This is a genomic window from Nostoc sp. MS1 (assembly GCF_019976755.1).
Taxonomy (GTDB): Bacteria; Cyanobacteriota; Cyanobacteriia; order Cyanobacteriales; family Nostocaceae; genus Trichormus.
The window spans coordinates 20,007-42,650 of record NZ_AP023443.1; the positions used below are offsets into that span (position 1 = coordinate 20,007).

The window sequence follows — 22,644 nt, forward strand, 5'->3', positions numbered from 1 at the left end:
CAGTGCTAGAGTTGCTTGACTTTTTTTGCAACTATAGCTCTAATTCTTGATTGTTTTGTTGTAAGCGTCGTTGTTGCAATTGACGAGAGAAATTGACTAACTGCGTATTCCAATCCACAGTTTCACACTTGAGTAACTTTGATTGTGGCAATAGCTTTTTAACAGTCCGTGCCATATTTGGTTGAATAAAAGCTACTTGTACATGAGGAACATGACGTAATCGTTCAACAGGTAAACTTGAGGTGTCGTCTGCTGCCATGTAAAGTGTTCTGTTGTCTGGTATTCCTTGAACGTGATATTCCAGTACAAACAGTGAAATAGCATCAATGGGAGAAGAACACAGCACTGCTTGAGAGCTTTTATCAGTTGCTTTGCCTCCTAAAGAAAAGTAAAACGAACAAGAGCGACGATGGGTTCCCATCTCATAACCAGAGAATGTATTAACTGTCCCTTGCAAAAATGCCCCTTTGGTATTTCCGTCCAGATCCCGCATCACAAACACGGCATTTGCTTTTGAGTCGGCATAAACTAGCCCTTGGTTGTGAAGCATTTGCACACAATCAGAGGGGATGCCCCGTTGTTGGGTGAGGTAACGTTCAACGGCAGGCCAGTTAGTTTTATCCTCAACGGGTGGGGTGAATTGGGGTGCGCTTTGAGTCTGGATAATGTTAGCCGCCACTTTTTGAGCGTGAGCGATCGCTGCCCGTTGCGCCCCAGCTTCACCAAATCGCTCCCCTAACCATGCGATCGCAGTTGTTTGGTCACATTTATTAACTTGTTTCACCAAATCAAGCGCCCCATTACCAACTAATGCTGAACCATTGCCAAGGTCGCTAAATTTGGAGCCATCTATATTAATGATGTGGTTTCGTCCTACCCATTCATTACCTTTACGCCACAGTCCCAACTCCCAAGCAACATCATCCAAAGCTAAATCAGTTGACCACTCGGTAAGGAGTCGTAATTGTTGATTGTCTTGCTGTAATTGCTCAATCCTTTGTCGTAATCGCTCATTTTCAAGGGCTAAGGCTTTGGCTGTAGCTTCCATTTCTTGTTTACGCTGATTGGCTCTTTCCCTGTCAGATGCTTTAGCTTTAAGATGCTCTACACTCAGTTGATCAACTTCTAAGTCTCGCCCTTCCTCCACAATGCGGTAAAAATCCTTGATGTCCTGGTGCTGGGCTTTGCTGCCCTTGATGCCGCGCTCCAGTCCAATCAGGCGCATCGTGTCATAGTACGAATCCTGAAACGCATGAATTTTCTGCCTGCCGTCAAAGAAATGATTACAGCGCAGTTGCCCCTCATCATCAATCGGCACAAAGTAAGCATGAATATGGGGTGTAGCTTCATCCAGGTGTAATTCTGCCCTGACAATGCGATCGCCATATTCATCGGCTAACCACTGGTGAGTCGCTTCTACCCAATCATCTAACTTTTGTGGTTCATAGTAACCTGCACTGGTTGGGCAGTCGGGACGGAAATAACTGGGGGAGGCACTTAGCAATAACTCCACGCAGTAGACCCCATCAGTGCGAATTTTTCGCCTCTGCTCATTTTCGGCAATTTTAGCTAGTACTAAATCCTCTAATCGCTCATCCGGGTCAAGGCTACCGATGAACCTAATATTTTTTTGGGTGGGATCTGCGTTAGGAGTTTCACGTTCTCGTGCGGTGTGAGATGCACTCCCTGATATGTTGCCCCGCTTTAATTTTTTTAATCGGGCGATCGCGTATGCCATTTTTTCTTTACGCTAAAATTTGGAAATACGAGTTTTTGGGCTGGCTGAGGGAGAAACAAATATTACGCCAATTATTGCTATTTTCCCCCGATTTTACGCCACTTTTAAAGCCTAATCGCTCAAATGCGAAAATGGGTGAATAAACGTAGTAAGTACGACTATTTTAAGCCATCCTACAGCACTTCTGGGGCAGTTCTCCCGCCATCTCCAAGATTTCGCTAGTATTGCAGTTTTTATAAGCACAATTTTAGCATAAGTACACAACACCTGATTTTTTAGGTTTCTGGCTAAAAAACCACGTAATATCAAGGCTTTGGGGCGATTATACTGTCAATAAGGCTTAATTAATGAGAATTTATAGACTGCTCACGGAATTTTTCAGAGATTACTTAAGGACGTTCAAGGTTAATTCAAAATTTTTAGCAGTTTTTGTAGTGCAAAATCAATAGGTTTGTAGTACGCATTCTCAATAAGACCCAAGCTTATTGAGAATAAAAAAAGGGCAAAAAAGTGGCTGTAACTGATTAAGGATAAGGCTTTCAAGGGGAAAAATGCTAAAATCGTGGACGGCCAAAAGGACAGAAAACGGCATTTCTTGTCCTTTTGTCCGTCCAAAGAAAAGTCATGAAATCTAAATATTTACGATTTAGGCTTGTGTAAGGACGGCCAAAAGGACAGAAAACGGCATTTCTTGTCCTTTTGGCCGTCCAAATTGATAGTATTTATTTTGACTAAAAGTGTACTGAAAAAGAAAATAAACCCGACTTAAATAGTGTAGATTCGATATTTTGAAGGAATTGGATTATGAAGTCTAAAAAAAATGATTAAATGAACAAGTAGAAATAAAATTTAAGCACTTCAAGATTGCTTCATAGATAAAAAAAAGTGAAATTAAAGTTTCTCAAGACGAAAAGTGTTGAAACTAAATTTTAAGAAAAATAAAGTTCAGCAGTATTAAAAATAAAGTGTCATAATTTTCAATATCTGCATTACCTCTGTGAGAAGCACAAATATGGCAGAGATAGAACAAATAAGAGTTTCGATTAAGCGCCCGAAAGATAGTTTAGATGGAAAAGTGGTTGGCTACATAAGGTCAAATCCATTTGGTTTAGAAGCAGATTATTCGCAAGTTATAACAGCAACGCTAAAAAACCACTGGCTACCTCTTGCCTTGTTTTCTTCAGGGCTGAGGGGAGAAGAACTAAGACAGATTGGCATTTGGGCAATAGGTCAGTTAGAAGCGCAAATTAGTGTAATTCGGAGAATTTGTGGAATAGTACCAGACCCGCTAGTGGTGACATCAAATATATCAACGCCAGCATCTGACATAGTGGCATCGGATAGTCTATCTGTCTTAGGAATTATTTCGGGAAATGGGCAAATAAGTTCTACTGATGAAGAAGATGAAGACGATGAAGAAGATGAAGACGATGATGATGAATTTATTTCCCCGCAAAAAAATCAAGAGATGACCCAGATTAAGCGGATGTTTGGCTGGAACGACCAAAACGGGGTGTTAAATGAATAAAAGGAGTAGTAATTCCAAAGACTACACAAAAGTTGTAGTAACTATTGACTTAGGGACAAGTTCCCAGAAAGGAATAGCGCAGATTTATCCAGATGGGGTGCCAATAGTTTTAGCAATGGAACCAGAAATAGCGGATTTAGGGGTAGAGTCAATAGAATATTTGTCAAATCAAGTGGTACAAGATACGACAGTGTGGATAGGGATTGGGGAAGAATACTATGTTCTGGGGGCATTAGCCAGAAGTATGTTTGCGGGGACATCAGCGATTAGGGATTTGAAGTATCAATATGCCTTACCCAAAGTAGCAGCTATGTTATGGTTGGCGATTCGGCGCTTGAGAGTGAAAAACCCAGATATAGAACTATATGTACATTTGTTGTTGCCAGTGGGAGAAGCGTCGGATGGGCAAACGCTCAGAGCCAAACTAGCACAGAATTTAAAAACAGGAATAATCACACCAACAGGAAGGTTAAAAGCGAAATTACGTAGCTTTGATGTCAGTCCAGAAGGTGCGGGGATCATGGCGTATCGTAGTCGTAACGTCAACATTAACTATTTCCAAAAGAGTATGGGAATGCTGATGTTAGGCTATCGCAATGCCAGTTTTATTCTGTCGCACAAGGGAAATGCAATCAAAGCTGAATCCACGGATTTAGGGATGAATTGGGTGGTGCAACAGTTTGTAGAACGGACTGCTGTAGGTCTATCAAAGGATGACTTACGCCTAATAAGAGCTTTAGCCGAAACCACTGTTAACAATTTTGATGCACTAAGATTTTTATCGCGGAAAACCAAAACAGAAGAAATTAATGCTGATATGGAGTTGTTTTGTCGGATTTTACCAATAGTGAAGAAAGAGTATTGCCGTGCTTTATGGCGCTGGTTGAGGAATATTGCCCAAATGGATGAAATCTTAGTTTGTGGTGGGACGGCATCGTTTATACGCCAAGAGCTAACCGAACATTTTGATGGTGAAGGTGTTCCTATTTGTTGGAATGGAGGAATGGAACTACCTAAATATTTAGACACAATGGGATTAGGCGTTAGGGTAGCCGATGTTTGGGCATCCCATATTAGCCATATTAAATTTTTGGATCATGAATTTAGCTATGATCGCCAAGACAAACCTTTAGTCCCTGATTACTATGTTCAACCATTCAATAGTTCTAATGTAGACATTGAGATTTGGCAAAGGAACGGTTATATAACTACTAGCCATTCGATTTAGACTAGTTGACATTTGTGCGACAACTATCAATACAGTTCGGTTAAAGGGAAAAGGGGAAAGGGGAAAGGTTTTGAATACATCCTTTACCCTTTCTCCCTTACCCTTTCCCCAGACCACAAGGAAAGTGAAAATGCTTATCCGAACCGGATTGCGACAACTATTGCTAATGCTAAGGGTGCTGTCTGATGTTAGACAGACATTCTGTCTAACATCGCCAAAGCGTTGAACTGTAAGGGTTTGGCTTTGAATGGTGTTTTCCACAGCAGGCGATCGCTTATAGTGAGCAGAACGCCATCTCTACGAGAGGAGTAGCATCGTCGCGCAACTCCACCCCTCTCAATGTATTTTCAGATCGGTGGATGATTTACTTAACTAATTGCTGTATTATCTGCCCAGTGAGACAAAAATTAGAAAATTTGCTCTCCCAAAACTATGGAGATTAGACATTTATATCTGATAGTCCACCAAAATTATGTCACCAAATACTATGTTAATCGTGCCTGTTTTGCTAAGAACAATTATTATGTAATTGGCAGTAATGAATCATCTCACTTACTAATAAAGGATATAAGCGTAAGTAGGACTCATGCGATTATCATTAAGAAAGATGAGCAGTATTACTTGGCAGATTTAGATAGTATTGATGGAACAAAAATAGGCGGAACAAAGCTAGAACCAAGGCAAGGTTATCTTTTGTCGGACGGTTGTTTAATTCAAATTGGTCAGGTCATCATTGAGGTAGAGATTGAGTCAGAAATTCCAGCGAAAAAGTTTGTTTCAGAGCCACCAACAGTTACAGCAACATTTAAGCCAATTCAAACACCAAATCATATATATAGAGAAACTAGACAAAGAGCAGGACTCAGGCTAGATGCCATCGACTTGCGAAAATATAGCCACCCCATACTCGCCTCGACAAAGTTACTCAATGAAATCTCGCTGTCGTTCTTGCCGAACGAGTTCATTGTTATTGCTGGGGTAAGTGGTGGGGGAAAATCCACATTGATTGATGCACTCAATGGGCAACGACGCGCTAGGGGGAAAGTGTTAGTGGATGGGGTTGACCTGTACAAGAACTATCACGCATTCAAGAACCTCATCGGTTATGTTCCCCAGGATGATATAGTCCATCTTAATTTAACCGTCTGGGAAGCATTCATGTTTGCTGCCCAGCTTCGAGTACCCTTTTTATCAATTAGCGAACAGCAGCAATGGGTAGAAGCAATACTGCAACGTTTGCATCTGGTGGAGCGAAAGAATGTCCCAGTTAAGCAACTCAGTGGAGGACAACGTAAACGAGTCAGTATAGGAGTGGAACTCATCAGCAGCCCCAGTTTGTTTTTTCTAGATGAGGCGACATCCGGGCTAGACCCAGGAACAGAATTACAAATCATGTCGTTGTTACGTTCTTTTTGTGATCAGGCCAGTACCGTAGTCTTAATTACTCATGCGACTAAGAATGTAGCGATGGCGCAAGCGCCCACCGTAGGTGATCGCAGATCAAGTAGTTTTCCTCGCCAAAGGTGGACGACTGGTATATTACGGGCCGCCCCAGTTGGCACTAGACTATTTTGGGGTACAAGATTTTGATGGGATTTACAACTTAGTTGAACGACAACTAACACCGCAACAATGGGAAGAACGGTTCAAATCATCGGGATACTACAAAAAATTTGTAAGCGATCGCCTGCAATCGCTACCACAACAGAACCAAGTACCCACAACAGATAAACCGAATTTGAGAGAACAACTGGTGGTGTTGTGCCAACGTAATCTGTCGATTCTGCTCAAAAATAAGTTGAGCTTGGCATTAATGCTGCTGGGAGCGCCGATTCTAGGGTCACTCAATTTTGTACTGTGGAAAGTTGACTTGTTCAGTACCAAAACTGGGAATGCGGGACAAGCCATTTCCATGCTGTTTGTTGTGGTGGTGATGGCGATTATGTCTGGTTCACTGGCAATGATGCCAGAAATAGCAAAGGAAAGACCAATCTACAAAAGAGAAAGAAGTGTGGGGTTGGGATTAGCACCTTATTTGATGTCTAAGCTGCTTCTGGCTTGGGTACTGGCTTTATACCAGTCGGCGGTACTGCTTTATCTAATGCTGTCAGCAGTGAATGTTCCTGGTGCTGATACTCATACAGCAGCAATGTACTTTACCCTGTTTCTGGCATCGTTTGGCAGTATGGTGTTGGGTTTGATTGTTAGTGCCGTTGCACCGAATCTTAGTGTTGCCCCCTTGATAATACTCGTTTTGTTAGTTTTTCAAATCGTCTTTGGTGGTGGAATACAGCCGACAGAGAACTTAAATACTAATCCCAATGCCAAAGCGGTGAGTGAATTGATGCTGTCAAAATACTCGTTTGAAAATTTAGTATTTCTGTCAAGAATGGGTGCAGAAGTGGCTGATGACTTTTGTTGGCAGAAGTCTCAAAGCCAAAGAAAAAAATTACCTGCTGCATTGATAGCCCAATGCAACTGTTACAACAAAAATGTATTCACCAAGTGCGAATTTCCCGGTCTAGGGAAGATAACGAGAACATCGTCACTGAACAATGATTTGTTAAAGGCTAATTTATTGATTCAAAGTATTCTGGATGGTTATGAACGGCTTATCTATACCGATGTATCCCGAAATAATTGGAATCTAATTTATTTGATTGGGGTCATGATATTGATATTGTTTATGATTCTGCTTTTCAGAGGTTAGCAACAAAAAACTTCTGGAATATTCCAGAAGTAATTGGTGTGTTTTGACTTTTGCTAGTAGACGATTTCCACCGTTTACTAGAACCATTGTACTATAAAATAATTACTAAAATAACTATTTATGATAAGGATATAAATCAAAATTAAAGATAGATATTTTGAAGATAAAAATTATTCATCTTTAATGAAATTTCTTCACAATATTTAGTAATAGGTCTAGAAAATATCTAAATATGTTCTAGTAATAGAATATAAAATACTTGATAAGTAGCTAATGAGAGATAACGTTTTATTATCATCATAATTGTTGCTACTTTATCATTAGTAAACCAAGAGGTTCTGTTGTCAATCAAGGAAGAATATGCCGAAAAATTGGACGTTGAAAGTTGACCAATATATCAATGCAAATTCTAATTGCATTATCGCTACTGCTCATGTAGAGAGTTTCCCAACCGACCTACCACTAGAACCAAATATCCGAGAGCCAAATCCTAAAAGCTCAACCTACAAACAACTATTTGATTCACTTACCACCCAGCCGGAAAAATTCTTTCAAAGAAGTAACGGAATTGTGCTGTGTGTTAATAAAGTTAAGTCGAAAAGTAAAACTGAACTAGAGCTAGAGATACTACAAGCAAATGAAGGTGGTGCTGATGGCATCATCAACGGTGGTCATACAGTATTAGCATTTGAACAAGCTAGAGCAAACAAGTACGACCTCACTCTTGCCAGAGTCAAAGTCACAATCCACATTGGGTTAAGTGAAAATGAGGCTCTTGATATCGCCCTAGCATCAAACACCTCAGCCCCAGTAGATGCGCGTTCCAAAGTGAACGCCAGGGGTGACTATAAATTTATCAAACACTTTTTAGGGCGCTTAGAGAACGAAGAAGATATTAAATTCCGTATAGCTTACTACCAGAACCAAAGCGGTGCGCCAAAAAGTCCACAGTGCAATATCAACCATTTAATTAAATTGATGAACTGCTTGGATAGGAATAAATACAACCCAGACAGCAAAAGCAGAACCAAGCACCCACCAGTGAGTAATACCCCATCATTGAGTGATGCGGAAAGACAACGGTTATCGAAATTGTTGCCACTACTGCCCAAAGGGTTATGGATTGAGCAAAGGCTGTTCAATATCATTGAAGAACACATTACCAACCCCAGAAAAAAAGGAACCATAGACTTAGCTTCAATCGACCCGCGCAAGAATACACTCTTAAGCGACAGCCGCTATTCATTTGGTTTTGGTGCGCCTGCGGATATTGCCATGCCCATTGTTGCTGCTTATCGCGTGTTCTTGGACGAGAACTATAACTGGTTAATTCCTTTTGATGATTTCGCGGAGGATTTTTTACAACATCTGTGGGCTAACTATTACCGCAAGTATTTGGTTTCCGAGAAATTGGCTGGTAATACAGTAGGTAGCAAAATCTGTCGTAACCCAGTGATTTGGGACAACCTCTACGTTTCGGCACAGAGTTACCTAAATCAACGGTTGCTGAAGATGGTTGGTTCAAATAATAACAAGCGTGAACAATTAACCTTAGCGAATTAATATGCCTGAAAATACACAAGTGCAGGTACAAGAATTAGCCCGGTTCGCCCAAGAACAACAGTTCAACGCCCAATATCGTCAGTATTTTGGTGACGTATGGGAGGAAGCAGGGGTTAAAGATATTTCCAAAATGACCGTCTCTGATGCCGAACAGACATTGAAAGTTTTGGCTGATAGTGAAGCATCGCCTCAATTCATCAAATCTCTACTAGCACAAGCGGCTCATAATGGTGCGCCACCGCAAGTTTTGGAGTATTTTCTAGCAAGTGATATTGATGGCGATGGCCGGACTTTGGCTCAGGAGATATTTCAAGACGGCACAAATCCCTTGGAACCGGATACACCCCAACCATCACCCAAGGCTCAGGTTGTATCACCATCTCAACAACCGGATTTGGAGTGGGAAATCTAGCATAAACTCGCTAATTTTACTAGCAACCCCAGTACCGATTTTTTCAGTACTGGAGTTGCTAGTTCTTTTTTGAAAGCGCCTTTAAACTTCTTGAGTTAGGTATAGAGTTCCACTTTTCACTTAAGCACAGTAGGTGTAGTTGAAAAATCGATTACACCTATTACCTCACTCAACATTAAAAAGGCGAAATATGACTTTATTGAATATTGATAAACCCACCAATACAACCCAAGCAAAATTGTGGAATGAACGCGATTTATCTTCCAGCGATCGCCGGCGAGAAAAGCTAGAAATTCTCCTGTGCCAAAAAGTGCAAGCAGGTGAAGATCCAACCTTGTGTCAAAAAGTATTAGACTACTTATATTTCTCCGCGTTACAGGAGAAACTCAATCGCATCGTTGTCCAAAAGGAAAAAGAAAGGTCAGTATTTGCCTCTGTACAGCAAGTAGTTATTTTATCTTTCGCCATTCTGGGGATGTTTGCGTTCCTCGCCGCCGCTTGCAATAAGTCAGTTGTGCGATCGCCTTCGCCTGGGGTGAATCCGCCTGCTATTGAACGGCAGTCTCCTTAGAATACATGAGCATACAAAAGCTGAAAGTATTGCGAAAATAACACTTTCAGCTTATTACCAACTGGAGATTTATCTCAAAACCAAGAAGTATCCTTATCGAACGGTAAGCTGCTTGGCTCTTCAAAATTAGCTAAGTCTTGCTCCATCTGTTTGACACGCTGTGGATAAGTCAGGCTGGAAGCTAACCTTTCTTCCATTTGTTCTTTGCCGAAGTTTATACCTTGTTGGGCATATCTTGCAGACAGCCGATCATAATTATCAACCTCTATCTTTTTGCGCCGTTCCATTTCGTCTAGCCAATTTTCGCTAGTCCCTCGTGCTAGTTCGGATTCCCTATATTCGGGCTTGAGAGAACCATCTGGGTTGAACTGTTGTTTTTCTGTGGGGGTGAAAAAGTCGTAGGCAGTGAAAATAGGCCAGGGTTCGGGGTCGGTTTCGTCTAGGTGTTTCCATTCATCAAATTCTTGTTTCGCTCTACGAGCATAACTGTCGATTGATCCCTCATTCATCCCTTGAGCTAACATTCGTTCCCTAGCTTCAAGTTTTAAGGTTCCGTCTGAATTGAACTCTTTGCCATTCATATTGAGCCAGCGTCTGGTTCTGGACATATTAATAGTATTTGACATATTAAACTCCTAAAATTTTTAATTTCATTGAAAATTATGACTTTAGAATTTAGACATTTTGATACAAGGTTAAATCAATGGATTCACACTGACGGAGACAAAGAAAATCCCAAATCAATTTTAACCGAGAAACTAGATAATACTTTACTAGAATTTTACTTTCCTCTTAAACAATTCTCTTTTGGGCATATAGATGAGTATAGTAAAGCAGAAGATTTAAAGAATCATCCAGATGGACATATTCTATTACTTTCTTCTAAAACAAGACTACTGTACGGACATCCAGAATGTTTGCCAGAAATTGAAAAACTATGCCCAGACAGGAAAGACCGGGGTGCATACGGTTCAATTTTTTTAGGTGCTTGCAAAAATTCGCTTCATGAAGAGTTAAATATTCTAGTTGTAGATGATTCTCAAGAGAAAGGGGAGAATGGAGGTATTCTTGATAGGGAAGAAGCTTTTAAATTAGTAGGTGATTGCTACGGACAAATATCAACCGAACTTTATGACAAATTAACTAAACGTCAAGAACAGTCAGATAAAAGTTATCGTGTGATTCAGCATCGCTTTGGATGGAAAGAAACCGATGGTGAGGATACTAAATACAGATTTGGTAAGGGGACATTAAGACCAAATAAATTAAACAAGTTAAAATACTCAGAACAAAATAATGAACCCAAAATAGATTTAATCCTACCCCTATCCAGCTTTAAAGGAACAGACAAGGATCGCCCTGGTGGAGCAAGTAAGCCACAGATCAAACCAGGGTTATACAAACAGAAAATATGGCTAGGTGAAAAGTCTCAATCCGAGCGCGGTAAGACAGCGATATCTCAGTTATTAGCATCATTCCCTCAAGGGATTAAGGATTTCGCTGAGGAACTAGAGGCACAAGTCCTAAAATTAACCGAAATGCAGTCTGACCCCAGGAAAGTTGCCCAACTGTATTGTGAGAAATATGAAAAACGTAAGGCTTTTACTGAAGAACAAAAAGCCGCTTTACGGCAAACAATTACTGAACAGGTTGCCGATGGAACTCTCGTAAAACAATTAGAACTATTAGCTGGGAATGAAGACTCAGAAGAATTTGAGATAAATGATGAACTTGATGAATCTCCGAAAGAAGATTTATTGATGTACAGAATTATTAAAGCTGATTTAATTGGAGGTCATAATCAACTTTTAGAAACTGAGAAAGTCAGAAAAGAACTGAGTCGATTTGTACAAAATGAGTGGCGCGATATTGCAATTGGGCGAACGCTAACTTTTGACAGGGGTATGATAATCCCATCCAAGGAACTGAAAAACGGCGAAATATGCGTACCTTGGTTTGATGATGGTGAAAAGGTGCTAAATTTTCGTTCTCCCTTCCTTAACTCCAATGGTTTGTGTGTCTCAACTAATAAGCTTATAGAAGATAGACTTGCACCAGACGGTGCGAATTTAAAAGGTATTATCGTAGTAAATGATGAAGACCATAAGCGCATATTAGCAAGACTTGAAGCTGATGAAGTAGCCCCATTAGAAACCGAGTCAGAACGCCAGGGTAGAGATTTTGACGGTGATTGTATCGGTGTAGCACTAGCAAGTAATTACCCCAACTTTACGGCAGAAGCAGAATATAGAAACCAGAGAGAAAATGCTTATGCTCCCACAGTAAAGCTGAAAAAACAATCGTTTTATAACCCATCAAATGGAACGCAACCACCATTTGAAGAAATCGCCATTCACATGAGCGATAGTTTAAGCGTTGGCGTGATTAATAATCAAGTTACAGCATTAGAAGCCCTAGAATCAGAAATTGAAATATTAAAAACTTATGGGACACCAGAACAGAAGTCTGAATATTTAGATAAGGTGTCATCTCACTATCAAGAATTATTCTCCCAAGAAAACCAAGAACGCCCTAAACCAATTAGGCAAGAGTACAAATCATACATGGAAGATTTTGTAGCTCTAGCCCAGACCGAGAGAACACCCCAAATCATACTTCAGGCGATGGAAGTTAACCGCCAAATGTACCGGAAGATGATTGAAGAAGGATGTTACCAAAACCAGATAGCGGTAGACTTATTCAAAAGTTCTAAAACTCCAGAAATGGGTTTAATAAAAGAAAACAATCGCTACTTGTATCGTCAGGTTGACTATATCAAAGACAAGAAATTAAAAACAATTTATTTAGACGAGGGAATAAAAACCACAGGATATTCCCCAGTAGAATTATTAATTAACCAAGCGAATAAATATTTTCAATCCGCACAATTAGAATCACGTCCTATCGTTCAGTTTCAGGATTTATTCAAGGGAGTAGAGTTTACACCGCAGCAGAGATTAGAAGCAGTTGCCGCGAAATTCGAGTATGACCGACTGTTCAATGCGGCAGTGCGGATGGATATAAAGCGCGAAACTGAGCAAGGGCCGTCTGCGGTGATCCAAACAACTCAAGGAACCCAAATCGAGGTGACGAACCTCACACGCTATGGGCATCCTGGTATTTGGAAGGCGCAAACGATAAACCTGAAGTTAGAAGCGATACCGGAAAAATACCAAACCAAAGAACGACCGCATAAATTATTAGCACTAGCGCAAATAGATAATGAACTGACAGATAATGGTAAACCCGCGTACCATAAGCTGGGGACAATCAGCCAGCAGTCGGTGATAGACAATAACCTTAAGGCAGGGATGGCTACTGATAATGCCAAATTAGTGGAATTTAAACCAGAACTATCGCGTAGTCAGACGAAGCTGATGTTTGAAGGGGCTAACCAGAACGCCCAGTCATGGCGCGAAAGCATACCCCCACAAAGCCGATTATCCGCAGCAGCAGCAGCTTGGGTTGTTGGAGCGGCACGTCAGGATGAACTAGAACGCAAGGAAGTTGGGGATGAGTCGGAATCCCAAAAAGAAATTATCAAAAAAATCCCCAATTTCGTATTTGCAGCATTTTCTGATGAGATAGTAGCTCAGTTAAATCAACTGCAATTTAAAGAGTTGACCTTGGGAACGTTGAGTGAGGAAGCAAATAATTACAAGGGAAAACAATGGAATCCCCAAGAAAAATACCCGATTGAAATCAGGGCATCTCACCACCCACCGGGACATAAGCGCCACGGTTTAAGATTAGCGTTTGTACAAGATACGGATGGCGAGTACAAGGAATACGCATCGCTGGAGCCAAGAACTGGACAGCTACCAATTGGTACGAAAGCTCTGGCTAATATTATCCCTGGTGAAACATACACTGCTCTTGCCACAATCTCAATACCAGGAAAGCCTGTGGTAAATGTTACCGTTAGAGAAATTAGTAAATTCGCTTATGCAGGACAATCGTTTAATGGCGAGTCGGCAACATTAGAAATAGGTACAAAATCAGTACCTAGTCAAACAGTGAAAATCAAATTAGAAGGAAAAACTCTAGGGGAATTAGACGCGGATTCGGTGAAACAATTACAAGTATTTAGTTTAGTTAAAGACGCTCAACCCTTGAACCTCAAGTTAAAAACAGTTTCTGACAGCGAAAAGTTTGGATTTATGCTAGCCGAATCACCAAACGGGAATTTACTAAGAATTAATAATATTGGTCAATATGCTTATAAAGGGCAAACATTTAATGATGAAAACTATCGCAAGCTGACGTTAGAAGTATCACAAACCCAAGTCAAAGATGCAGTGTTCCTCAATGGTCAGCCGTTGGGGGTGTTGTTTTTCAAAAAAGACAAGGAAGTTCTTCAGGAACTAGGCGCTTTACAACCAGGGAAATTGACACCAGTACAAGCAACGCTACAAAGTAATTTCTCAACCACAGTACTCAAAGTTGACCCAGAAAGTATCAAGTATCCCCAAACCTGGACAAAGCAGAGCAGGGGAGCAGGGGAGGCAAGGGAGGCAGGGGAGGTAAGGGAGAAATTGTTAGTAAATTCTCCCCCTGCTCCCAATTCTCCCCCTGCTCCCCCTGCTTCTTTTCCTGAGACAGCACCGATCCTGCACAAAATTAAAGAGCGCCCCACCATATTGTTCGCCAGTCCTGAAGATAAAATGCTGGGCATGACGCTGTTGGCAGTTGATAATCACAAGGTGGAGGCGGTTAGTCAATGGTTACAACAGAAGAATGTGGCGATCGCCCAAATACCACCAGATGAAGTTCCTCTAGAAACTAAAAAAGGACTAGCAGTCTTTAGCTTGGTTAATTCAACTATCCCTCTTTCGGTTAGTACGGCGATGACCAAGAAGTTTGGTGCAGTGATAGAGTCGCCAGACGAGTATGACTTCAAAGTGCGATCGCTGCCGAACCGCCCTCAATCTTTACAACCGTCACAAGCGTCAATAGTGAATCAAATTGCATCAAATCGAGAGCTAACAGTTAACAATCAAGTTGTAGATACTCAACAGAAGACTTCGCCAGATCCATCCGTGACAATCGAAGACCTACGCAATTGGTACGACAATGCTCATAACTTAGGAAAGCCTGATGAATACAAAAACCGCATTGTGGAAATAGGTCATGCCTTCAAAGCGGGAATGCCCTTGCCGGATAAAGCTTATACGGCAATGCAAAAGGATAAGCAAAACCTAGAACAAATCATTCGCCTCACTGAAATCTCTCAAAGACTGGGTACGGTTTGGGGTCAGCCGATTGAAGATAATCTGACGCTGGTGAGTGGGAAAATTTACGACTTGGCTTATAACCGCGATCGCCAAGATTTAGTCATTGCTCAAAAAGATGGTGAGGTACTTTTGAGAGTTGAGACTGGCAAGATAACAGTCAACAAAGTAACCCCTCAACTGTTAGAGACTTTTGAGAATGCAGATAAGAGACTTGAGGCGATTAATCGTGAAAAACAGCAGATGGATATGCAGCATTGAGAAAATCTTTTAATTAGCAGCCCAAATAATCTTGATTAAGATAGAACTTCGGAAAAATTCATTATCAATTCATGAAGACGAAAAACCTATGGAAGCAACAGAATTAGAGCAAGCACAAGCTTTTTTTAATCAAGGGATGGAGCATCTTATACCAATTCGCAATTCGCAATTCGCAATTCGCAATTAATAAGACTTCGATCTAGAGAAACTTCCTTGATTAGTATCTGTTATGATATTTTAGTGAGTTATTGTCACTAAACTCAATACTAAAAATTACAAGAAATTAGTAATTTTATTACATATTACCAGTATAGAAACCTAGAGTGTGATTAAGTTGTTTAACTGCGAATTGCGAATTGCGAATTGCGAATTGGAGATGGCGCTTAATCCAAACTTTGCAGATGTTCACAATGCTATAGGATTAGTTCAGTTTGGTATTGGCAAATACGAAGGCGCAATTGAAATGTTTGAGAATGCTATTGCTCTCAATCCAAACTTTGCAGAAGCCTACAATAATCGCGGTTTATCCCGTCTAAAAATCTGTCACAAATCGGAGTTTCCCAAAATTGTTGAGGATTATAATCAGGCACTCGCTCTCAATCCCAATTTGGTTGAAGCTTATTTAAATAGGGCAGATATCTATAAGAATTACATTGGTGATTTTGATGCGGCAATGCAGGATTATCAAAAAATAATCTCGCTTGAGCCTAATCGGGTAGAGCCTTATATCAACGTAGCTCACATTCATTTAACATTAGGGAATTTAGAAGAATCGCTTGGTCAATTAGAAAAGGCATTGTCTTTAAATTCTGATTGTCCAGAAGCTTATTGTGGAAGGGGAACAGTTAGGTTTCATTTGGGTGATAAAGAGGGGGCAAAAAAAGATTTGTTCTTGGCATTTGATTTATACGAAGCGCAGGGAAATATAGTTTATTGCGTTTTCACAAGGAGTTTAATCATGAGTTTATTTAAGGATTATGAAGTGTATAAAGATTTATTTGCTATTGAAAGTAAGATGAAAGAAAAAAAATAAATACTCCTAACAGGAGTATTTATCTAAGAATTAGAAAGGAAGTAGCCGTTTTGATACAGACTGCGATCACTTGATAACTTAACTAAGTTCTCTCACCGACTAAAATTCAGGAACTGGGAATTTTCCAAATAAATTAGCGTAGTTTATTAAAATAAATGAACAGTCACAAAAGCTCATCAATTAATAAATATTCTTCACTAAAACCTTTGAGTGGTGTTACAGTTGTTGTCACCCGTGCATCTGAACAATCAAACCAATTTGTGGGTTTATTAGAACAAGTTGGTGCCACGGCATTATCGATGTCTTGCTTATGTATTTATCCACCTTCGAGTTATGAAAAACTAGATGAGGCGATCGCTAACTTACATCAGTTTGATTGGTTGATTTTTACGTCAACGAATGGCATAGATTACTTTCTGGAAAGATTAACTAGATTAGGTTATAATACAAACGTACTTGCGAACATCAAGATAGCTGTAGTCGGACAAAAAACAGCAGCACGACTACAAGAATATGGTTTAAAAGTAGATTTTTTCCCACCAGATTTTGTCTCAGATTCTCTAATTGCATCATTTCCCAATCGGGATAATCTTCAAGGCACTAAAATCCTTTATCCCCAATTAGAGGCAGGTGGGCGAGAAAATATTGTCGAGGAACTTACTTCATTAGGTGCAGAAGTACAAGCTGTACCAACTTATCAATCGAATTGTACAACTGAAATCCCACTATTAATTACCCAGGCTTTTCTTTCAGGTAAAATTGATGTGGTCACGTTTGCCAGTCCTAAGACAGTAAGATGCTTCCGTGAGTCAGTTAAATTAATTAATGCCGAATCTGTTCTAGACAATATTTGTATTGCATCTATCGGGCCAGTTACCTCAGAGGCTTGCCGAAGTATTTTGAACAGGGTTGATGTTGAAGCTAACCCTTACACTCTTGATGGTTTAACAGATGCTATTGTACAGTGGAAGCAAGCGAAAAATATTTGGGCTAATCAGCCTATAAGCTAATTGCCCAAATATTTAGAAATCAGCCAGAACAGCAGCAGCTTTATCGCCCGTTAGCACAAACAAAGGCTTGCGCCACTGAATTACATTAAGCTAAGTATTGTGGACAGTAACCCAATCCTTTGATAACATCTGTTCGGAAAACCTCAATATCATCGCACTGAGGAACCCCATGAGAAACTATAGAAACGTGATAGTGACGCATCACCTCAGTAATCGTTGCGCCTGAGTCCAATTTCATCAGGACTGAATTTATTAACTTAGATGGGGTAGAAACTACTCCTAGTTCATTGAAAACAGCTTGAATATTTTTTTCCTGTTGAGGCTCAATAGTGGATTTTATTTGTGTGTTAACTATCCATCCATCTCTTTGATTAATAACTGTGACAATGCTAGAAGAAATATAAGAACAGTTGGCTAAATAATTAACTAGATATAGTGTCAGGCTAGCATTTTCTAAATGATAGAGATATTGCTTATCCTGATTGAGAGAGGTGCGAGTGAAACCTAGTATTGAAGTAAGTCTTGACGCTAAATTACTATGATTGTTAGCCATAATTTTAATTGTTTTGTAGATTCTACTTTTTAATTAAAAGCGATTAATACTCATGCTAATTGGAATATATAATATTATTTTATACAAAAGTCTTGACTAGAATTAAGTTAAATCAAGATTTTTATCTTGTATATTTATCACAAATTCTCAGATAGCATTTGCAAAGTTGCTATTAGTTAAACGTTAATTTATTCACCAGAAGTATTATCACAACAATTGAAATAAAATGCAGCTTACTTTTGATAAAGTGGTAGTTTGTGGCTTTAGGAGTAGAAATATTTCTATTTATCTATACTTTTTACAAAACTACTTGCAAAAGTCTATGCCACAATCTTATATATAATTGTGGATCATTAGTAGGGAGCATAGCTAGTAATATCGCCTTAACCAAAGCAAGGGTCATTACTAACTTTCTAACTGTTGTAACCATATGCAGCTAAAATTGTCAATCATTATCAGTTGACATGACCAAAAATTTTCTAAAATGCTAATAGATAAAGCAGTTTGAATAATAAGTAGATGCAATTAAAGACTCCGCCGCAAAACTTTCTCCCCATACTGTTAGCATTACGTGATTATTACGCGCCGATTGTAGAGCAGTATGAAAAGTTATACAAACAAGCGAACGATAACCTTAATCATGTAGAAGCGTTATTAGCAAACTGGCCAGCAAAGTCAAGCGAACAGATGAATCGCTTAAAATCAGAGCAATTGGCACAAGTGTCTACTGCGACTGAAAAAACAAATGAGTCTTTAAACGGTAGTCAGACAGTTTTAGAAACTAAGCCTAACTTAGCCCAAACCGATACCAAATTAGAAACAATTCATAACCTAAAAACAGAACATTTATTTCTAGCGATGGTTGAGACTAATGCCCAGCTAGAGATTCCACAGCCAGATGATACCACTTTAGAAACCTCATCCTCAAACAATAACAATGCTATTAGTGAAGCTGAAACCACCGCAGTAGAATCTAACCCCACTCAAGAAGACTCATTTTTAGATCAAGGGGATGAAATTTTAGCAACACAGGGAGAGCAAGAAGAATCGAATGATGTACAACAGCCAGCCACAGACATTATAGAAACCAATGTATCATCTGTAAGTCAAGAAGATAACCAAGAGTTAGCCATTGATGAATCAGCTACTGTTGCCCAAGAGGGCTTATCCTCAGACAAAAACAATAACATAGTAGAAACTGAGGACGAGTTGTTAGAAACTGAAGATGCGGCGGAGGTAGCCACAGACAATGTAGAAACCAACAGTTCATCAACTGCCACCCAAAGCGAACATCAACAGCCACAATCAACATCTAGCGAACAAGAGAACATACAGCAAACTCAGGACGAAGCGCGTTCTTTGACAGAGATTCCTATGCTGGAGGAATACTTTGGACTCAGGCGCATAGAAGCAGTCCAAAAGCTACTACAAAAACATCCGGGTAATATCTGTCATGTAGATTTCGTGTTGCGTGCGCTGTATGGTGAGTTAGAGCCAGATATAAAAAAAATAGTCAGAGGTAGAGTTCAATCAACACTAACTCAGGGGAAAAATGACGGCAGATGGTTTTTGGTTCCTGGAAAGTCGGGTTATTACACTATAGATTTAAAATTGCTCAAATCGAACCGGAAAACTAGTTATTCTAAACAAGAGAATAGTAAAAGTAAAAAGCCGTCTCCGCAGTCCAAAGCGAATGCTGTACCGATGATGGGAGAATTTGAGGGGAAATTTATAATTGATGCACTGACTACTTTGCTACAACAAAACCCAGGTAAAGTGTTTAATGTCGCTCAAGTCATTGAAGCCCTATATGGTGAATTAGACCCCCAAGAAATTAAGGAGGTCAAGCCCAGTGTGCTGAATGAATTGTCGCGTGGTCATCGTACAGGCATATTCTTCAGAGTGCCAGGGGAAAAAGGTGTTTATACCTGGGATGTTAAGTTACTGACCTCACAAAGTTAGCTGACGGAACATATTGCTTGGAGATTTATTTGTAGACAGAAGTACACATAATACATAAAACTACACCTTGTGGTTGATATGTTCTTCAAGGCTGTTTGTTATATACTAGTGTGGTAAAACTTACTAGAGCGAAAATTCAAACCTAGTAAATTCGTTGTTGTTGAGAATTTTGATTTACTTATTTACGCCTGTTTCAATCATTACAAACCTGCTCTAGTTTATTTTGCCGTTCTAGGTTATATACTTTGAGTCTTGTGTAATTGTAAAAAACGACTAAAGCTCTATGCCTAGCCTAAGTTCTGATTTGGTACTAGAGTATGGGCAAAGCCAACGGAAGCGGCTAGAGTCACTTGAACGAGATGCGGCACATAAGGCACAGTCTATGCGATCAGGACAATATTAGTGTTAGTCAGTGCTACCTGATTTGAAAGCTGTGTGATCTGAACTTGGTAAGCGCTACCACTGCCATCAGTATCAAAAAACAGATTACCAGTGGATTGATCGTAGATAAAGCGATCGCTTGCATTTGTTGCAGAGCTACCAAGCTGGAAAATATTGGAGTTAAGTACACCCAAAGGTTGAGCTAGTCCAAATTCGGCAATGGAAACCACCAGTTTGTCGTCAGCAAGATTAAAGTCAGTGATAGTATCAAAGCCATCACTAGGCGGATAATAGGGATAATAAGGATAGTAACTATCGTAGTTGGGAACACGCAAAAAGAAACTATCGCGACCATCACCACCAGTTAAAACATCTGCACCCACTCCACCAATAAGCTGGTCATTACCTGCACCACCATCTAAAGTATCATTGCCGTTGCCACCATTAAGAGTGTCTTTACCTGCTAGTCCCAATAGTTGGTCATCACCATCACGCCCAGCTAAAACATTAGCACCACTATTACCAGTCAAAGTATTGTTAAGGCTATTTCCGATGCCATTAAGACTACGGTTGCCGGTGAGTACTAAGTTTTCTAGGTTATCTCCCAATAGCCAATCCACGGAAGATATAACTGTGTCTGTATCTGCAAAAGACGATTCAATAATGTTGTCGTTAATACTATTTATGTAGTAAGTATCATTACCAGTACCTCCCGCCAGAGTATTATTACCCGTACCGCCATCAAGAATATCATTACCTGTTGAGCCATTGAGTGAATCATTACCAGCACCGCCAAACAAGGTATCATCGCCTGTCCCACCATTGAGGGTATCATCACCTATTCCGCCATTAAGAACATCATTACCACCACCACCATTGAGTGAATCGTTACCAGCACCACCAAACAAGGTATCATTGCCAGCAGGAGTAGAATTATTGAAACCAACTGAATCACCACGCAGAATATCATTACCAGCACCACCTCTGAGAACATCATTGCCACCACCCCCTTCAAGGATGACGTTCCCTAATGTGAATCTAGAGGCATCGATGATATTATCCCCATCATCACCTTTTAGCTGAACCTGTTCAATATTTAAGAACCTATCTACGCTGTTACCTAAAATGGTTGTGGTAGTAAGTTTGTTATTGGTTAAAGTAAATTTAATTAAATCTGTTCCAGTTTCAACTATCGTATCAATCCCAGCACCGCCATTGAGGTAATTATTACCGGCTTGTCCACTGAGGATATCATCGCCATCAGAGCCGTACAGGATATCATTACCTGCATCACCATTGAGGACATCATTACCTGCATCACCATTGAGGACATCATTACCTACACCACCGTTGAGGACATCATTACCTGTACCACCATTGAGGAGATCGTTTCCTGCATTACCAGAGAGGCTATCATTGTCAGCACTACCATTGAGAATGTCGTCTGTATCCGTGCCTTCTAGGATTAGCCCATTTAATCCTGTACTTGTGGTAATTGTTAGTCTGGGATTAGGAGAAAGCGCCAAACCTCCAAAGTCTAAAGCACGGACGGCTAAACCGACAAATGAATCACCATTACTAACTAAGTTTTGAACAAAATCAGTAATGTCAAATGTCAGTACTTGACCAACAAAAAGTGATGAGATATCTACGGCATCTATTAAACTTCCAGCCTGAAAATCGGCAGCATTAACTAAGCCGTTACCTACGTAACCAGCCACGCCCAGAAGTGTTGGGTTTTCGCCAAAGCCTACTCCCAACCCTCCTACCTGTGTGCTGGAAATCACAACTTGAAACGTTGCGCTAGTAATGATGTCTTGAGAAGGAAGAGAAAATCCACTGATATCGAATTCGGCATTTTCGCTGTTTTCTCCACTTGAACCGAGAACTACAGTATCAAAATTACCTGGAAACACTGCGTCAGCATCACCTTGACCATCAAATGGTTCTGAGAAAAAACCATCTCCTACTTCAAAGGTGATTGTTGGGTTAAATGTAAAAGTTGCCATGAATCAATTCCTCATCTTGATTTATGTTTGTTGATTATTGCCAAGAGAACGAAAATCTTTCCAATTAGAGCCCAGTGAATGAATCTAGCGAAGTAGTAAGTATGAACCTAGCTTTTTCAAAGTCTTAAACAATCAACACTGCGCTAATGTTTGCTGCCATTCCTATGCGTTATTCCATTACTTGGGATGAATAAAAATGTCACTCAACTTTTAAACAAAGGCTAGAAGATTAGTTTGGAGCTTTATTTTCTAATATTCTGCCTGTGATTATCTCTTTTAGCTAAAAGTATTGTTGAGCAAGTTTTATGTTTTTTACCAAGAGAGCCATGAAAGAGGGGTAGCTAAAATAATTTCAGCACAGAATAGCTAAGTTGCTTCAACAAATAGATATTTATCATTGTTCATACTAAATGTGAAGTTCTTTACCCAATCTTCAACAAGTTAAATTCTATAA

General features: G+C 40.0%; 16 protein-coding genes. 12 read left to right on the top strand and 4 right to left on the bottom strand.

All coding sequences use genetic code 11. The features are described from left to right. Window positions 1–31: 31 nt before the first annotated feature. Entirely contained in the window at window positions 32–1,738 is a 1,707-nt protein-coding gene (mobV, locus tag NSMS1_RS32485) for a MobV family relaxase (RefSeq protein ID WP_224095866.1), read from the bottom strand. Between mobV and NSMS1_RS32490 the strand changes: the two genes are divergently transcribed. From NSMS1_RS32490 to NSMS1_RS32525, 8 genes are all read left to right on the top strand, one after another. Further along, window positions 1,732–1,881 (top strand): hypothetical protein, encoded by a 150-nt coding sequence (locus tag NSMS1_RS32490; protein ID WP_224095867.1) that lies wholly within the window; start codon window positions 1,732–1,734, stop codon window positions 1,879–1,881. The genes mobV and NSMS1_RS32490 overlap by 7 nt on opposite strands. 869 nt (window positions 1,882–2,750) lie before the next feature. Further along, window positions 2,751–3,266, top strand: coding sequence for a hypothetical protein (locus NSMS1_RS32495; protein ID WP_224095868.1), 516 nt, complete (start codon window positions 2,751–2,753; stop codon window positions 3,264–3,266). After that, window positions 3,259–4,494, top strand: a complete 1,236-nt coding sequence (locus tag NSMS1_RS32500; RefSeq protein ID WP_224095869.1) for a ParM/StbA family protein — start codon at window positions 3,259–3,261, stop codon at window positions 4,492–4,494. The genes NSMS1_RS32495 and NSMS1_RS32500 overlap by 8 nt, the downstream gene beginning before the upstream one ends. A 432-nt stretch (window positions 4,495–4,926) precedes the next feature. Then, a complete protein-coding gene (locus NSMS1_RS32505) occupies window positions 4,927–6,084 on the top strand; it encodes an FHA domain-containing protein (protein ID WP_224095870.1) in 1,158 nt (385 codons plus the stop codon). Next, the gene (locus NSMS1_RS32510) at window positions 5,984–7,204 is read left to right on the top strand and encodes an ABC transporter permease (RefSeq protein WP_224095871.1); all 1,221 of its coding nucleotides are present in this window, start codon (window positions 5,984–5,986) and stop codon (window positions 7,202–7,204) included. The genes NSMS1_RS32505 and NSMS1_RS32510 overlap by 101 nt, the downstream gene beginning before the upstream one ends. Before the next feature lie 360 nt (window positions 7,205–7,564). Then, window positions 7,565–8,767 carry an AIPR family protein gene (locus NSMS1_RS32515; RefSeq protein WP_224095872.1) on the top strand — a complete coding sequence of 401 codons (1,203 nt, stop codon included), beginning with the start codon at window positions 7,565–7,567 and terminating at the stop codon, window positions 8,765–8,767. A 1-nt stretch (window position 8,768) separates the two neighbouring features. Next, window positions 8,769–9,179, top strand: coding sequence for a hypothetical protein (locus NSMS1_RS32520; RefSeq protein ID WP_224095873.1), 411 nt, complete (start codon window positions 8,769–8,771; stop codon window positions 9,177–9,179). Window positions 9,180–9,369: 190 nt separating this feature from the next. Beyond that, entirely contained in the window at window positions 9,370–9,750 is a 381-nt protein-coding gene (locus NSMS1_RS32525; RefSeq protein WP_224095874.1) for a hypothetical protein, read from the top strand. A gap of 74 nt (window positions 9,751–9,824) precedes the next feature. Here the strand turns inward: NSMS1_RS32525 and NSMS1_RS32530 are convergent, their stop codons facing one another. Continuing rightward, window positions 9,825–10,376 (bottom strand): hypothetical protein, encoded by a 552-nt coding sequence (locus NSMS1_RS32530; protein ID WP_224095875.1) that lies wholly within the window; start codon window positions 10,374–10,376, stop codon window positions 9,825–9,827. Window positions 10,377–10,412: 36 nt separating this feature from the next. On the opposite strand from NSMS1_RS32530, the gene NSMS1_RS32535 reads away from it, so the two are divergent. From NSMS1_RS32535 to NSMS1_RS32545, 3 genes are all read left to right on the top strand, one after another. Beyond that, window positions 10,413–15,242: a hypothetical protein gene (locus tag NSMS1_RS32535; protein WP_224095876.1), complete on the top strand. Its 4,830-nt coding sequence runs from the start codon at window positions 10,413–10,415 to the stop codon at window positions 15,240–15,242. 376 nt (window positions 15,243–15,618) lie between these two features. Continuing rightward, window positions 15,619–16,275 carry a tetratricopeptide repeat protein gene (locus NSMS1_RS32540; protein WP_224095877.1) on the top strand — a complete coding sequence of 219 codons (657 nt, stop codon included), beginning with the start codon at window positions 15,619–15,621 and terminating at the stop codon, window positions 16,273–16,275. Between the two features lie 155 nt (window positions 16,276–16,430). Next, window positions 16,431–17,285 (top strand): uroporphyrinogen-III synthase, encoded by an 855-nt coding sequence (locus tag NSMS1_RS32545; RefSeq protein WP_224095878.1) that lies wholly within the window; start codon window positions 16,431–16,433, stop codon window positions 17,283–17,285. Between the two features lie 85 nt (window positions 17,286–17,370). Here the strand turns inward: NSMS1_RS32545 and NSMS1_RS32550 are convergent, their stop codons facing one another. Then, window positions 17,371–17,838, bottom strand: a complete 468-nt coding sequence (locus NSMS1_RS32550; protein WP_224095879.1) for a hypothetical protein — start codon at window positions 17,836–17,838, stop codon at window positions 17,371–17,373. Between the two features lie 519 nt (window positions 17,839–18,357). On the opposite strand from NSMS1_RS32550, the gene NSMS1_RS32555 reads away from it, so the two are divergent. Then, the gene (locus NSMS1_RS32555) at window positions 18,358–19,800 is read left to right on the top strand and encodes a hypothetical protein (RefSeq protein ID WP_224095880.1); all 1,443 of its coding nucleotides are present in this window, start codon (window positions 18,358–18,360) and stop codon (window positions 19,798–19,800) included. A gap of 380 nt (window positions 19,801–20,180) precedes the next feature. On the opposite strand, the gene NSMS1_RS32560 is transcribed toward NSMS1_RS32555, so the two are convergent. Next, the gene (locus NSMS1_RS32560; protein WP_224095881.1) at window positions 20,181–22,190 is read right to left on the bottom strand and encodes a calcium-binding protein; all 2,010 of its coding nucleotides are present in this window, start codon (window positions 22,188–22,190) and stop codon (window positions 20,181–20,183) included. Window positions 22,191–22,644 lie beyond the last annotated feature (454 nt).

Coding starts and splice junctions, on each gene's coding strand:
- NSMS1_RS32505 (WP_224095870.1), top strand. CDS start 4,927: ATGGAGATTAGACATTTATATCTGATAGTCCACCAAAATTATGTCACC.
- NSMS1_RS32495 (WP_224095868.1), top strand. CDS start 2,751: ATGGCAGAGATAGAACAAATAAGAGTTTCGATTAAGCGCCCGAAAGAT.
- NSMS1_RS32525 (WP_224095874.1), top strand. CDS start 9,370: ATGACTTTATTGAATATTGATAAACCCACCAATACAACCCAAGCAAAA.
- NSMS1_RS32515 (WP_224095872.1), top strand. CDS start 7,565: ATGCCGAAAAATTGGACGTTGAAAGTTGACCAATATATCAATGCAAAT.
- NSMS1_RS32550 (WP_224095879.1), bottom strand. CDS start 17,838: ATGGCTAACAATCATAGTAATTTAGCGTCAAGACTTACTTCAATACTA.
- NSMS1_RS32530 (WP_224095875.1), bottom strand. CDS start 10,376: ATGTCAAATACTATTAATATGTCCAGAACCAGACGCTGGCTCAATATG.
- NSMS1_RS32555 (WP_224095880.1), top strand. CDS start 18,358: ATGCAATTAAAGACTCCGCCGCAAAACTTTCTCCCCATACTGTTAGCA.
- mobV (WP_224095866.1), bottom strand. CDS start 1,738: ATGGCATACGCGATCGCCCGATTAAAAAAATTAAAGCGGGGCAACATA.
- NSMS1_RS32490 (WP_224095867.1), top strand. CDS start 1,732: ATGCCATTTTTTCTTTACGCTAAAATTTGGAAATACGAGTTTTTGGGC.
- NSMS1_RS32560 (WP_224095881.1), bottom strand. CDS start 22,190: ATGGCAACTTTTACATTTAACCCAACAATCACCTTTGAAGTAGGAGAT.
- NSMS1_RS32540 (WP_224095877.1), top strand. CDS start 15,619: ATGGCGCTTAATCCAAACTTTGCAGATGTTCACAATGCTATAGGATTA.
- NSMS1_RS32520 (WP_224095873.1), top strand. CDS start 8,769: ATGCCTGAAAATACACAAGTGCAGGTACAAGAATTAGCCCGGTTCGCC.
- NSMS1_RS32545 (WP_224095878.1), top strand. CDS start 16,431: ATGAACAGTCACAAAAGCTCATCAATTAATAAATATTCTTCACTAAAA.
- NSMS1_RS32535 (WP_224095876.1), top strand. CDS start 10,413: ATGACTTTAGAATTTAGACATTTTGATACAAGGTTAAATCAATGGATT.
- NSMS1_RS32500 (WP_224095869.1), top strand. CDS start 3,259: ATGAATAAAAGGAGTAGTAATTCCAAAGACTACACAAAAGTTGTAGTA.